15 protein-coding genes are annotated in these 12400 nt (G+C 58.5%); 7 read left to right on the plus strand and 8 right to left on the minus strand.

All coding sequences use genetic code 11. The features are described from left to right. The coding region (gene argS, locus ACW81B_RS01070; protein WP_491578344.1) for an arginine--tRNA ligase at positions 1–1341 on the plus strand (1341 nt) is incomplete at its 5' end. A 68-nt stretch (positions 1342–1409) separates the two neighbouring features. Next, positions 1410–1949 carry an SPOR domain-containing protein gene (locus ACW81B_RS01075; protein WP_491578345.1) on the plus strand — a complete coding sequence of 180 codons (540 nt, stop codon included), beginning with the start codon at positions 1410–1412 and terminating at the stop codon, positions 1947–1949. 5 nt (positions 1950–1954) lie between these two features. On the opposite strand, the gene speA is transcribed toward ACW81B_RS01075, so the two are convergent. Next, positions 1955–3841, minus strand: a complete 1887-nt coding sequence (gene speA / locus ACW81B_RS01080; RefSeq protein ID WP_491578346.1) for a biosynthetic arginine decarboxylase — start codon at positions 3839–3841, stop codon at positions 1955–1957. Between the two features lie 38 nt (positions 3842–3879). Here speA and speE point away from each other — a divergent pair, with 38 nt between their 5' ends. The 3 genes from speE to ACW81B_RS01095 all read left to right on the plus strand — a co-directional run bounded on the left by speE (position 3880) and on the right by ACW81B_RS01095 (position 5510). Beyond that, positions 3880–4734, plus strand: coding sequence for a polyamine aminopropyltransferase (gene speE / locus ACW81B_RS01085; RefSeq protein ID WP_491578347.1), 855 nt, complete (start codon positions 3880–3882; stop codon positions 4732–4734). 243 nt (positions 4735–4977) lie between these two features. Continuing rightward, a complete protein-coding gene (locus ACW81B_RS01090) occupies positions 4978–5217 on the plus strand; it encodes an addiction module protein (RefSeq protein WP_491578348.1) in 240 nt (79 codons plus the stop codon). Beyond that, entirely contained in the window at positions 5214–5510 is a 297-nt protein-coding gene (locus ACW81B_RS01095; RefSeq protein ID WP_491578349.1) for a type II toxin-antitoxin system RelE/ParE family toxin, read from the plus strand. The genes ACW81B_RS01090 and ACW81B_RS01095 overlap by 4 nt, the downstream gene beginning before the upstream one ends. A 258-nt stretch (positions 5511–5768) precedes the next feature. On the opposite strand, the gene ACW81B_RS01100 is transcribed toward ACW81B_RS01095, so the two are convergent. Next, the gene (locus tag ACW81B_RS01100; RefSeq protein WP_491578350.1) at positions 5769–6089 is read right to left on the minus strand and encodes a DUF6788 family protein; all 321 of its coding nucleotides are present in this window, start codon (positions 6087–6089) and stop codon (positions 5769–5771) included. Between the two features lie 508 nt (positions 6090–6597). On the opposite strand from ACW81B_RS01100, the gene ACW81B_RS01105 reads away from it, so the two are divergent. Beyond that, the gene (locus ACW81B_RS01105; protein WP_491578351.1) at positions 6598–6801 is read left to right on the plus strand and encodes a DUF2238 domain-containing protein; all 204 of its coding nucleotides are present in this window, start codon (positions 6598–6600) and stop codon (positions 6799–6801) included. A 5-nt stretch (positions 6802–6806) separates the two neighbouring features. On the opposite strand, the gene ACW81B_RS01110 is transcribed toward ACW81B_RS01105, so the two are convergent. The 6 genes from ACW81B_RS01110 to ACW81B_RS01135 all read right to left on the minus strand — a co-directional run bounded on the left by ACW81B_RS01110 (position 6807) and on the right by ACW81B_RS01135 (position 11410). Next, a complete protein-coding gene (locus ACW81B_RS01110; protein ID WP_491578352.1) occupies positions 6807–6995 on the minus strand; it encodes a CPXCG motif-containing cysteine-rich protein in 189 nt (62 codons plus the stop codon). After that, a complete protein-coding gene (hemW, locus tag ACW81B_RS01115) occupies positions 6973–8172 on the minus strand; it encodes a radical SAM family heme chaperone HemW (RefSeq protein WP_491578353.1) in 1200 nt (399 codons plus the stop codon). Before hemW ends, ACW81B_RS01110 begins: the two co-directional genes overlap by 23 nt. Before the next feature lie 18 nt (positions 8173–8190). Then, the gene (rdgB, locus tag ACW81B_RS01120) at positions 8191–8787 is read right to left on the minus strand and encodes an RdgB/HAM1 family non-canonical purine NTP pyrophosphatase (protein WP_491578354.1); all 597 of its coding nucleotides are present in this window, start codon (positions 8785–8787) and stop codon (positions 8191–8193) included. Positions 8788–8790: 3 nt separating this feature from the next. Beyond that, positions 8791–9507 (minus strand): ribonuclease PH, encoded by a 717-nt coding sequence (rph, locus tag ACW81B_RS01125; RefSeq protein ID WP_491578355.1) that lies wholly within the window; start codon positions 9505–9507, stop codon positions 8791–8793. 80 nt (positions 9508–9587) lie between these two features. Further along, entirely contained in the window at positions 9588–10469 is an 882-nt protein-coding gene (locus ACW81B_RS01130; RefSeq protein ID WP_491578356.1) for a PP2C family protein-serine/threonine phosphatase, read from the minus strand. Continuing rightward, positions 10466–11410: a serine/threonine protein kinase gene (locus ACW81B_RS01135; RefSeq protein ID WP_491578357.1), complete on the minus strand. Its 945-nt coding sequence runs from the start codon at positions 11408–11410 to the stop codon at positions 10466–10468. The genes ACW81B_RS01130 and ACW81B_RS01135 overlap by 4 nt, the downstream gene beginning before the upstream one ends. Positions 11411–11517: 107 nt before the next feature. On the opposite strand from ACW81B_RS01135, the gene ACW81B_RS01140 reads away from it, so the two are divergent. After that, positions 11518–12384, plus strand: coding sequence for a YicC/YloC family endoribonuclease (locus ACW81B_RS01140; protein ID WP_491578358.1), 867 nt, complete (start codon positions 11518–11520; stop codon positions 12382–12384). Positions 12385–12400: the final 16 nt, after the last annotated feature.

Raw genomic sequence — 12400 nt, forward strand, 5'->3', positions numbered from 1 at the left:
GGCGCGGCCTATGGCGCCACCGTGGCTGACCTGCTGGAGGCCGTTGGCCACACGGTGCACCGTGAGTATTACGTCAACGACGCCGGTCGGCAGATGGATATCCTCGCTGCCAGTGTCTACCTGCGTTACCTGGACCTGTGCGGCGAGACTTTCACCTTCCCCAGCAACGGTTACAAGGGGGACTACGTGTGGGATATCGGCGCCACCCTGCACCGCAAGCACGGTGATGCCCTGCGCCACAGCACAGAAGAAATCTTCCACGACATCACAGCCGATGAACCTGAAGGTGGCGACAAGGAAGCCCACATCGATGACCTGATTGCGCGCATCAAGTCACTGCTGGGTGAGCAGCACTACCGGGAAGTGTTCGATCTCGGCCTGGATACCATACTCGACAACATCCGCCGTGATCTCGAAGCGTTCGGTGTGCGTTACGACGAATGGTTCTCGGAACGTTCGCTGACCGAGAGCGGCGCCGTGGAACGCGCACTGGAACGCCTCAGGGCCTCCGGCCATGTCTATGAAAAAGGCGGTGCCCAGTGGTTCCGCTCCACCGATTTCGGCGACGAGAAAGACCGCGTGGTGGTGCGTGACAACGGCCAGACCACCTACTTCGCGTCCGATATCGCCTACCACATGAACAAGCTGGAACGTGGCTATGAACGCGTCATCGATGTGTGGGGCGCTGACCATCACGGTTATGTGCCGCGCGTGAAAGCCGCGCTGACCGCGCTCGGCGACGACGCCAGCAAACTCGATGTGCTGCTGGTGCAGTTCGCCATCCTCTACCGCGGTGGCGAGAAGATGCAGATGTCCACACGCTCGGGCGAGTTTGTGACCCTGCGCGAACTGCGCGATGAAGTCGGCAATGATGCCGCGCGTTTCTTCTATGTCATGCGCAAGTGCGAACAGCACATGGATTTTGATCTCGACCTCGCCAGGTCGCAGACCAATGAAAACCCGATCTACTATATCCAGTATGCACATGCGCGCGTTGCCAGCGTGTTCCGCCAGTTGCCGGAAAAGGGCTTTGAATGGAATGCCGACAATGGCGCGAAACACCTCGACCGGCTCACCGAATCGCACGAAGACCAGCTGATTGTCGCCCTGTCACGCTACCCGGAAGTGGTGGAGGCCGCGGCCCTGAATCACGAGCCGCACATGCTCGCGCATTTCCTGCGTGAACTGGCCAACGAGTTTCATACCTATTACAACGCGCACCAGTTCCTGGTCGACGACGCCGACCTGCGCGATGCACGACTGAATCTTATCCAGGCCACGCGGCAGGTCATCGCCAACGGACTGGGCCTGCTGGGTGTGTCTGCACCCGACAGCATGTAGGTTTGCGGTAACGTATGGCAAGAACCCGCAGGAGACCCCCCGTCCGTCGTCGGCGTCGCAGCAAGGGCATGCCTGCCTGGCTGTCGGCGCTGATCGGTTTGCTCGGTGGGCTGGGAATCGCCTTTGTGGTCTACCTGACCCTGCAGCCGGCGGATGATACCGATACCCCGCAGGAAATCATCGCGCCGCTGGAAAAACCCGCACACCGCGACACGCGCGATGTACGCAAGCGTGCGAAAACCCCCATTCCACCGCCGCCCAAACCGCGCTTTGATTTCTACAACCTGCTGCCGGAAATGGAAGTGGTGGTACCGGAGCAGGAAATTCGCGGCACGCCGACGCGCGAAGGCGTAAAGCGCGTGGAACAGCCCGGCACCTACCTGCTGCAGGCCGGTTCCTTCCCCAGCCACCAGCGCGCCGACCGCCTGCGTGCCAAACTGGCGCTGCTGGGGCTGGAAACGCGTATCCAGACCGTCAGTGTCGATGGCAGCAAGACCTGGCACCGCGTGCGCGTCGGGCCGTATAAGAACCTGGCCGAATTGAATGAAGCGCGGGCGTTGTTAAAGAATAACGGGATTGATGCGATTTTGATCCGATTGACGAAGTAACACCGTTAAATATCGAGGTAAGTATACCCCGTCAACCCTGCTTCCATCTCAGCAAGATACTGTGCCGCTTCCTTCTCGCTCAACCCCGCAGCGTCAACAAGCCCCCGGTACGCCTCACGCAACTGCTGCGGGTCAAAATGCACATAGCGCAATAATTCATCCACACGGTCACCCCGTTCGGCGTGACTCAGTCGATGCGAGCCGTCGTCCTGTATTTCGATATCCACCGCGTCAGTGTCACCGAACAGGTTGTGCATGTCGCCGAGAATTTCCTGGTAGGCCCCGACCATGAAAATCCCCAGCAGGTATTCCTCACCGGGCCTGATGGCATGGACCGGCAGGCTCGGCTCAATGCCTTCGCCATCGACGTAGTGATCGATACGCCCATCGGAATCACAGGTCAGGTCTTCCAGCGTAGTACGGCGGGTCGGCGTTTCGTTGAGCCGGTGCAGCGGGACAATGGGAAAGATCTGGTCCAGTGCCCACACGTCGGGCAGTGACTGGAACACCGACAGATTGCAGAAATACTTGTCCGCCAGCATTTCGTTCAGTTGGTCGAGTACATCACGGTGTTCACGGCGCTCCGGTTGCAGCTGCTCGCGCAGGCGATGCAGGATGGCGTAATAAAACTGTTCGCCCTGCGCGCGTTGTTGAAGATTCAGATAACCGCGGTTATAGGCATCCAGCACATCATCCATGGCGCGACGGGTTTCGTGCCAGGTTTCCAGTGCCGCATTATGTTGCAGGCCCGCGTAAAGATCGGCGATATCCTTCAGCACATCCGGCGCAGCGCCGCGCAGGGGGGCGGGCGCTTCGCTGCCCGGCGCCAGTTCACTGTCGATGACATTGGTGATCATAAAGGCGTGGTGCGCGGTGATGGCGCGCCCGGACTCCGTCATTAACGCAGGCCGTGCCAGGTCATTTTCCTCACACACCTCGCTGACGCCGCGCACAATGGCATCGGCATACTGGTCGAGGGTGTAATTCATGGAACAGAAACTGCGCGACGCCGTACCCTCGTAATCCACGCCCAGGCCACCGCCGACATCGAGCGTATCCAGCGGGACGCCGAGTGCGCACAGATCCGCATACACACGCGCTGCCTCGCCGATACCGGTGCGGATATCGGCGATATTCGCCAGCTGTGAGCCCAGGTGGAAATGCATCATCTGTAATTGCTCCAGCAGACCGGCGCTGCGCAGGTGCTCGACCATCTCCAGTACCTGCGCGATCCGCAGGCCGAACTTGGACTTTGCGCCGCCGGTGTTCTGCCAGTTGCCGGCGCCGATGGACGCCATGCGCACCCGCACCCCGAGCAACGGTTTGACCTTCAGGGCAGCGGCCTGCTCGATGATCTGGTCCAGCTCGGAGAGCTTTTCCACTACCAGGTAAATCCGCAGGCCGAGCCGCCGGCCCATCAGCGCAAGGCGGATATACTCGCGGTCCTTGTAACCGTTGCAGACCATCACGCTGCCCGGCTGCGACAGGCCCAGCACCGCCATTAACTCGGGCTTGCTGCCGGCTTCCAGGCCGACCTGCACGGCTTCGGTATCGATAATCTGGCGCACCACACTGAACTGCTGGTTGACCTTGATGGGATACACCACCGTGTAATCGGGCGCGTAGTCATGGCTGTGCATGGCGCGTTTGAACGCCGCGCACAGGCTGGCGACCCGGTGGTGCAGCAGATCCGTGCAGCGCACCAGCACCGGCAGACGCAAACCGGCCGCACGGATCTCCTGCGACAGGGCGTACAGGTCCACTTCGGCTTCCCTGCACGAGTACGGAATGCGCGCAAACAGGTGCCCCTGTGCGTTGACGTCAAAATAGCCGTTACTCCAGCCTGGCAGGTTATAGCGACGGCGTGCCGTTTCAATGGATTGCCCTTTCATGGAGCACAGGGTATCAGAATTTGCTATCTTTTCCGCCCATGAATCTGCCCGACAAAACAGAATGGTTTACCGAGATCTGCGAAGAAGGCGGCTCCGCCATCTCCTTCCGCATCCGCCGGAAACTGCACGACGAGAAAACCGACTACCAGCGTATCGAAATTTACGAAACGACGGATTTCGGCAACCTGATGGTGATCGATGGCTTCGTGATGCTCACCAGTCGAGACAATTTCCTCTACCACGAACTGATGTCGCACCCGGCACTGTTCACCCACCCGGAACCGAAACGCGTCGTCATCATCGGCGGGGGTGATTGCGGCACATTGCGGGAAGTCCTGAAACACGGCGATGTGGAACATGTGTTGCAGGTGGAAATCGACGCACAGGTCACGCGCCTGTCAGAGCAATACTTCCCGGAACTGTGCGAATCCAACAGCGACCCGCGTGCAGAGTTCTTCTTCGGAGACGGCATCCAGTGGATGAAAGATGCCAAACCGGGAAGCGTGGACATTGTCATCGTCGACAGTACCGACCCCATCGGCCCGGCCGAAGGCTTGTTCACCGAAAACTTCTACCGCTGCTGTTATCGTGCACTGGGCGACAATGGAATCATCGTGCAACAAAGTGAATCGCCCCTGCTGCATTACGACAGCATTATCCAGCCCATGCACCGTGCCATGCAGGCTGCAGGGTTTACCTACACCCACACACTACCGTTCCCGCAACCCTGTTATCCTTCTGGATGGTGGTCAGCCACACTGGCGGGGAAACAGGATGTGACAAGGTTCAGGGAAAGCAGCGCGGCCTCACCGGGATTTGAGACAAGCTATTACACCTGTGATATTCACAGGGGTGCGCTGGCTTCGCCGGCATTTTTCAAGCAGCGTGGATAGGCCGCAATTTGCGGTATTTGCCCGCTGCTGAATATTCATCACCCAGGTCGCGCATTCTTATAACTGCTTGAAAAGAAAGTAGCAGAGGCGTAGTTTCGAGAGAAACAACGGGGATGCGCCAGTTGGCAGGTGCGTGATATATGGAAGATGCACGTGTTATAACACGGCACTTTCCCAGAGATACGTTATGCGGCCAGATACAGCGGGTGTTGGTATTAGCAGGTGATAAGCTATAATTAGGACATGGGGCATTCTTTAAAAACATTTCCACCGGAATTTGAATCTCTTCCTGTAGAAGAGCGGATTCGCTATGTTCAAGATCTGTGGGATTACATCACAAATGATGCACTATCAATCCCGGTTCCAGAAGAGCATAAGCGTATTCTGGATGAACGCTTGAAGGATTATAGGAAGAATCCTGATTCTGGCCGTCCTTGGGGAGAAGTTCGAGAGGAACTCCTGAGCAAATTAAGGGAGCGTTGAAACAACTAATCATACAACTTCAAGCGACGCAGGAAGCGGATGAAGCAGCAAAGTGGTATGAAGATCAGTTTCCAGGCTTAGGTATCGAGTTCTTGCTGGAACTTGATGCGGCGCTGAGCAGAGCAAAAAATAATCCGGATATCTATCAACCTGTTTATGAAGATGCGCGAAGGGTGTTAGTTCGTCGTTTTCCCTATGCTGCATATTTTCTTTCTGAGGCAGATGCAGTTCGTGTCATAGCAATACTTCATCAATCTAGAAATCCGGATGTTTGGCAGTCGCGCTTTCCGTAGCGATGATGGTTAACCGCATAACCAATCATTCGAGCCAACGCTAAAAATCAGCGCGGCTCAATTCTATCGTTAGAGCAGTCATTTTCATCACAAATCCCGGAAATTTACTCAATTTTGGATTCATCAGACACCCGCAAGATTAACGGGTTTTTCTTGCTGCCTAACTTGGCCATTCGTTTGTCACTATCCCCGTTGGATTGTCTGTAGTGGCGACTTTTAACAGTAGCCTGTTTTTTGCGGCGGCTGCAGTTTCGATGGCTACTGTGAGCGCTTGAGTTTCATAGCGAGCTTTGAATGCTCAATGCTGAGCGACACCCATTCAGCGTTGAGCTGCTTGTAGCGCTTGTAGTGCTTAATCTGACGGCGAACGTTGCTGACGCAGTCCTTGCGAATATACTCAGTCCGGCTTTTCATATCAAGGGTATAACTGAGTTGATAGTACGCCCCCGTCTTCCGCGGCGGATCTTTGTATTGCCGGGTTAAAGATCCTGGGCGCATCACCTCGATTTTGGCCAGTTCCGACTTGATTCGTTCAATGCGTTTTTCTATCTGCTTGAGTCTGTTTTTTGTCATATACATAGCATATGTATGCTATGTTTACTTGTCAAGCTATTGCGGAGAAAACCCTCATGCAACTCTGGCTACCGTGGTGGGACGTACTATGGCTACTTCGACCCGGCTGTATGCACTTACGGACGTTTTTATGGTTTGCAGCAATCGTGGCAGGCCTGTCGTTCCGCCCGGATTTGCTGGGTGTCACCAGCATCGTGCGCGCACTGGGATTACACGAGAGGTTTTATGACAATTTGCTCGATAACTTCCACAGCACGGGTATCAAGCTTGATAGCATGACCGTGCTGTGGGTACAGGCGGTACTTAAGCTGTTTCCCGGTGTGCTGAGGGTTAATGGTCGGCTAGTGTTAGTCGGCGACGGGATCAAAGTGGCAAAACAAGGCAAGAAAATGCCGGCCGTTAAGCTGCTTCACCAGGAATCGGAATCCAATACCAAAGCAGAATATATTATGGGCCACTCCTTTCAGGCCGTCTCCATGCTCACCCTGCTGATGATTCTTGGTATCGATGAACCGTGGCTGGCGGCTATGAGATTTTTGAGTGGTGGTATGCCGTTTCCGCAGATTCGAGTGCGGGCTTGGCAGTGCTGGGTTCGCAGGGCGATGTCTGGGATGCGCAGAAAGATATACTGGCCGATGCGCTCGGCGCGCTGTTTGCGGTTACGGTGTTTTTTTACCGCTATCGCGATGAAATACGCGCGATAAGAAATCCACTGTAACCCACTCAGTCGTTTTCCCGCGTGGCGGTTATGCCGAGCAAGGTGCCATCGCTGCCGCAATCGCTGGTCACGAGAATCGGCTGGCAGCAGACCGTGCAGTCTTCGGTGTATTGCTGACCACCGGCACTGCAGTCGACTTCGATGTCAAAGGCTTCGCCGCAGTAGGGGCATTCAATGCGAGCCGTCTCCAGCATGATCAATCTCCCCGGGCAGGAATTGTTCGACAAGGTTGTCGAGGAATCGCCACCCTGTCTGGGTATGTTTCACCTGTTTGCCGTCGAAGTCCAGTAATCCGTCTTCACAGGCATGGCTGATCAGGGGTTGTATGGCGGAGGCGGGCAGTCCACTCGCGGCCTCGAATTCGGCCAGCGTGAAAGTCTGTTTCAGGCGCAGGCGGTTGAGGGCGAATTCAAAGACCGCTTCGGCGGGCTCCAGGTCGCGCTGTCCGTCGAGGCAATGGTTGTCCTGTGCCGCGGCAAGATAGTCTTTCGGGTGGCGTTTTTTCCAGCGACGGGTGATGGCGTTGCGTGCGGCGTCACTGGTCTTGCCGTGGGCGCCGGCACCGATACCGAGGTAGTCACCAAACTGCCAGTAGTTCAGGTTGTGACGGCATGTGTGTCCCTGGCGGGCGTAGGCAGATACTTCGTACTGTGTGTAGCCCGCGTCTGCAAGCCTTGCCTGACCCTGTTCCTGCATGGCCCAGCGGGTATCGTCATCGGGCAGTGTTGGCCGTTGTTGATAGAAAAGCGTGTTGGGTTCCAGTGTGAGCTGGTACCAGGATATATGGTCGGGTTGCAGGGCGATCAGTGCGTCCAGGTCATCCAGTGCCTGTTCGACGGTTTGTTGCGGTAATCCGAACATCAGGTCAAGGTTGATGCTGTCGAACCCGGACCGGCGTGCGGCTTCGATAGCGTGTCGTGCCTCTTCGGCCGTGTGTATCCGCCCCAGTGCGTCGAGGTGCGCCGGGTTGAGGCTCTGCACGCCGATGGACAGGCGGTTGATGCCGGCTTCGCGGTAACCCTCAAAGCGTGATTGTTCAACTGTGCCAGGGTTGGCTTCCAGGGTGATTTCAGCCCCCGGCTTCAGCGGCAGGCGTGCACGTATACCGGCCAGTAGCCGGTCCATGGCGGCGGGTGAAAACAGGCTGGGTGTACCACCGCCCATAAAGACACTCTGTACGGTACGGCCCCATACCGGGGGAAGTTCCTGTTCGAGATCCTTGAGCAGGGCATCGATATAGGCAGTTTCCGGCAGGTCGTCTTTCACCGCATGCGAGTTGAAGTCACAGTAAGGGCACTTGCGCACGCACCAGGGAAAGTGGACGTAGAGCGAAAGCGGCGGCGTTGCGGTGAACCGGAACGGATTTGTCATGGCGAATTGCCGGGGATTTCAGGCATCACGCAACAGGGCGATTAACCGGCGCAGTGCCTGGCCGCGGTGGCTGAGCCGGTTTTTGACGTCGGGCGCCAGTTCTGCCGAACTGCAGTTCTGTTCCGGGACGTAGAATACCGGGTCGTAGCCAAAGCCGTTGTCACCGCGTGATGTATGCAGGATGGAACCTTCCCAGGTGCCTTGTACGATGCGCGGCGTCGGGTCGGCCGCGTGGCGCATGTGCACCATCAGGCACTGGAAGCGTGCGCCGCGTTCGTTGTCCGGTGTGTTTTTCAGGGCATCGAGCAGCTTCAGCAGATTATCCTGGTCGCTGGCGCCGGCACCGGCATAGCGTGCGGAGTAGATGCCGGGTGCGCCATCGAGTGCATCGACTTCCAGGCCGGAATCGTCGGCAATGGCCGGCAGGTCGGTGTGCTGTGCGGCGTTGCGCGCCTTGAGGATGGCGTTTTCTACAAAGGTCAGGCCGGTTTCCTCAATATCGGGCACGCCATATACCGACTGTGGCACGACTTCGATATCACTGTCGGCAAGCAGTTCGTTGAACTCGCGTACCTTGCCGGCATTGCTGCTGGCGAGAACGATTTTGTGGCGCATGGTTCAGCCTTTCAGTGCGGTTTGCTGGGCGTTGATCAATTCGTCAATGCCTTTTTTTGCCAGCGCCAGCATCTGGTTCATTTCCTCTTCGCTGAAGGGGTGGCCTTCAGCGGTGCCCTGTACTTCGATAAATTTGCCGGCGTCGGTCATTACGACGTTCATGTCGGTTTCGGCATTGGCGTCTTCCGGGTAATCGAGATCGAGCACCGGTGTACCCTTATATATACCCACGGAAACCGAGGCGACCGCACCGCACAAGGGGTTTTCTTCCAGCATGCCGTTTTCGAGCAGTTTGTTGATGGCGTCCGCCAGCGCCACAAAGCCGCCAGTGATGCTGGCGGTGCGGGTGCCGCCATCGGCCTGGATGACATCGCAATCAATCGTAACGGTGCGCTCACCGAGTTTTTTCATGTCCATCACGGCGCGCAGCGAGCGGCCGATCAGGCGCTGGATTTCCATGGTGCGCCCGCCCTGCTTGCCGCGTGCCGCCTCGCGGCCCATGCGTTGCGTGGTGGAGCGCGGCAGCATGCCATACTCCGCCGTGACCCAGCCCTGGCCCTTGCCGCGCAGGAAACCGGGCACCCGGTCCTCGATGCTGGCGTTGCACAGGACTTTGGTGTTGCCGAACTCGATCAGCACCGAACCTTCGGCGTGCATGGTGTAGTTACGACGGATGGCGACGGGACGCATTTCGTCCGGCTGGCGGTTGCTGGGGCGCATGGAGATTCCTCGGGATAAAAAACTGGCGGCATTATAGCCGAGCGCGAGGGTTTTGGGTGGCGCGGGCCGGGGAGTTTCCGCTACTTCTTCATTTCCGAGGCATATTCCAGCATGGCGCGGTGGATATCCTCGATGGCCTGTTCGAGCGGGTCTTTTTCACTTGTCGATTCCGCTGTGGCAGTTTCGGGTTCTGTACGGGGCTGGCCGATTGCGGCCTGCGTGGTATCTGGCGCCAGCCAGCGCAACATTACGCCACTGATATTGTCGCTGTTCGGGTAACTGGCCGCTTCCGCTTCATCGGCGAGCAGGCCGAGGCCCTGTTCCAGGTCGCTGGAACATGACCCGTTCACCAGTTCCGGCTCGGGAACGGCGGACCACAGGCCGTCGGAGCACAGCAGGAGAGTGTCTTCGGGACTCAGGGTTTCCTGGTCAAAGCTGATTTCCGGAAAACGCGGGGCGCCGCCAAGGCAACGGCTGACACTGTTGCGCAACGGGTGGTGGCGCAGTTCTTCTTCACTGACCAGGCCGCTTTGCAGCAGTTCCTCGACCGGTGTGTGGTCGCGTGTGCGCCGGAGCACGGCGCCATCGCGCAGTAGATAGAGGCGGCTGTCACCAACGTGCGCCCACCAGGCCGTGTCGTTCTGCACCAGGCAGACGACACAGGTGGTTCGTGGCGTAATGGGCGGGTTGTGGCTGCGGCCGGCATCGACCACGTCGAGGTGTGCGGTGTGCAGGGCCTGCTCCAGAAAGGTCCGCGGTTCGGCAAGGGGCAGGCGTTCGCGCTGGAAGCTGCGCGCCAGGCTGTCGACCGCCACTTGTGCAGCGAGGTCGCCACGCGCATGTCCACCCATGCCATCCGCCACCACCAGCAGCACATGCCCCGGTTTCTTTTCCACCAGGCAGCGATCCTGGTTGCTGGCGCGGTTACCCAGCCGGCTGGCGGTGGCAGTGAGCGTTTTCATGAGGATGACCTGCCCAGCAGCGCGTTGGCCAGTCGGCCGATGGCGGACAGCGCGGGTTCCGGCGTGGTGTCGGCCGTCAGCGCCGCACGAAATGCCGCAATGCTTTGCGGACGCAGCGTGGGGTCCATTTCCATTGCCCAGTCAATGGCGCGCAGCAGGTTGTCGGCATAGCGTCCCCGGAACGCGAGCTGGGCGGGTTTCAGGGTGTCGCGTTCGCGGCGGCGTTTGGCATCCAGCGGCGCACGGCCTTCGATGCAGGCGCGCATGGTTGCGCCCAGCGCATAGAGGTCGGTCCAGGGGCCGACATAGCCCCGGCTTTCGTACTGCTCGGTCGGCGAAAAGCCCGGACTGATGACCTGCCCCGGCTGCTCCTGGCGGCTCTGCGGGAAACCGTGTACCGCGCCGAAGTCCAGCAGCAGCGGCTGGCCGCCACGACAGATGTGAATATTGCCGGGCTTGATATCGAGATGCAGCAGGTCGTTGTTGTGGATCATTTCCAGCCCGTCGAGCAGCGGCGGAAATACCGTGCGCAGGAAACGCTCGCTGAGGCTTTTGCCGCGGCGCGACTGCAGGTAGTGCTGCAGGTTTTCGCCCGACTGGTGCTCCATCACCATGTACACCGTGCCATTGGCCTGGAAGAAGCTGAAAACGTTGACGATATTCGGGTGTTTCAGGGTGGCGAGGGTGCTGGCTTCCTGGAAAAACAGTTTGCGGCCGCGCACAAAACGCGCTTCGGTGCTGGCATCGCGGGCCTGTACCTGGCCGTCGCGGTCGCGCCGGGCCAGCTTGTTGGGGATGTATTCCTTGATGACCACGCGCCTGTTGTTGCGCAGATTGCGGGCAAGATAGACCACACTGAAGCCGCCGCCACCGAGCGGTTTTTCCAGTTTGTAGCCGTCGAGGCAGGTACCCGGTTTGAGGCTGTCTAGCTTTTTACGCATGATCCTCTAGACTGTGCGCGGTGCAGGTTCGGTAGTGGTGTGGAATTACCCACGAAAACAGCTTGTTGCGAGACAAGTATAGCGGCAGGAAAAGGGAGTGACTTGAGATGATCCGCAGTATGACGGCGTTTGCCCGGGTGGATGGTGAGGTGGAGGGTGCGGAGCTGGCCTGGGAGCTGCGTTCGGTAAATCACCGCTATCTGGAAACCTTCGCCCGCTTGCCCGAGGAACTGCGTGCGCTGGAACCCAACGTGCGCGAACGGGTCAGTGCCCGGCTGGGGCGCGGCAAGGTGGAATGTGTATTGCGCCTGCGCCTGACGAGCCAGGCGGCGGCGAATATCGAGGTTGACGAGGAACGGCTGATGGCCGTTCTGAAGGCCTGCCGCGAGGTGGAGATCCGTTCCTCCGAGGCAACTTCGCCGGGCGTTATGGATTTGTTGCGCTGGCCCGGTGTGGTGCAGGAGGCCGAGCCGGACCGGAAACCGGTGCAGGAAAAAGCCCTGCAACTGCTCGACGAGGCGCTCGACCAGCTGATCGCCACCCGCGAACGTGAGGGGGAGCAGATCCGCCAGTTGTTGCTGACGCGTCTCGATGGCATCGAGGAACAGGTGGAAAAGGCGCGTCAGCGACTGCCCGAAGTGCGCGACCGGCTGCGTGAAAAACTGCTGGCGCGGCTGGAAGAATTGCAGGTAAAAGTCGACAACGACCGCATCGAACAGGAACTGGTGATGCTGGCGCAAAAGATGGATGTCGATGAAGAACTCGACCGTCTCACAGGCCATGTTGCGGAAACCCGCCGTGTGCTGGAGCGCGATGAACCGGTTGGCCGCCGGCTGGATTTCCTCATGCAGGAATTCAACCGCGAGGCGAATACGCTGGGCTCGAAATCCGCTGACGGTGATACCACGGCGGTGGCTGTGGAACTGAAAGTACTCATCGAGCAGATGCGCGAACAGGTGCAGAACGTAGAATAAACTGCCATAGCGGAAA

Source organism: Thiogranum sp. (assembly GCF_058323355.1).

Bases quoted from the DNA above. Each gene is read 5' to 3' on its own strand.
- ACW81B_RS01090 (WP_491578348.1), top strand. From the start codon at position 4,978: ATGGGGCATTCTTTAAAAACATTTCCACCGGAATTTGAATCTCTTCCT.
- ACW81B_RS01135 (WP_491578357.1), bottom strand. From the start codon at position 11,410: ATGCGTAAAAAGCTAGACAGCCTCAAACCGGGTACCTGCCTCGACGGC.
- ACW81B_RS01110 (WP_491578352.1), bottom strand. From the start codon at position 6,995: ATGCTGGAGACGGCTCGCATTGAATGCCCCTACTGCGGCGAAGCCTTT.
- ACW81B_RS01130 (WP_491578356.1), bottom strand. From the start codon at position 10,469: ATGAAAACGCTCACTGCCACCGCCAGCCGGCTGGGTAACCGCGCCAGC.
- speA (WP_491578346.1), bottom strand. From the start codon at position 3,841: ATGAAAGGGCAATCCATTGAAACGGCACGCCGTCGCTATAACCTGCCA.
- ACW81B_RS01100 (WP_491578350.1), bottom strand. From the start codon at position 6,089: ATGTATATGACAAAAAACAGACTCAAGCAGATAGAAAAACGCATTGAA.
- rph (WP_491578355.1), bottom strand. From the start codon at position 9,507: ATGCGCCCCAGCAACCGCCAGCCGGACGAAATGCGTCCCGTCGCCATC.
- ACW81B_RS01140 (WP_491578358.1), top strand. From the start codon at position 11,518: ATGATCCGCAGTATGACGGCGTTTGCCCGGGTGGATGGTGAGGTGGAG.
- rdgB (WP_491578354.1), bottom strand. From the start codon at position 8,787: ATGCGCCACAAAATCGTTCTCGCCAGCAGCAATGCCGGCAAGGTACGC.
- hemW (WP_491578353.1), bottom strand. From the start codon at position 8,172: ATGACAAATCCGTTCCGGTTCACCGCAACGCCGCCGCTTTCGCTCTAC.
- speE (WP_491578347.1), top strand. From the start codon at position 3,880: ATGAATCTGCCCGACAAAACAGAATGGTTTACCGAGATCTGCGAAGAA.
- ACW81B_RS01075 (WP_491578345.1), top strand. From the start codon at position 1,410: ATGCCTGCCTGGCTGTCGGCGCTGATCGGTTTGCTCGGTGGGCTGGGA.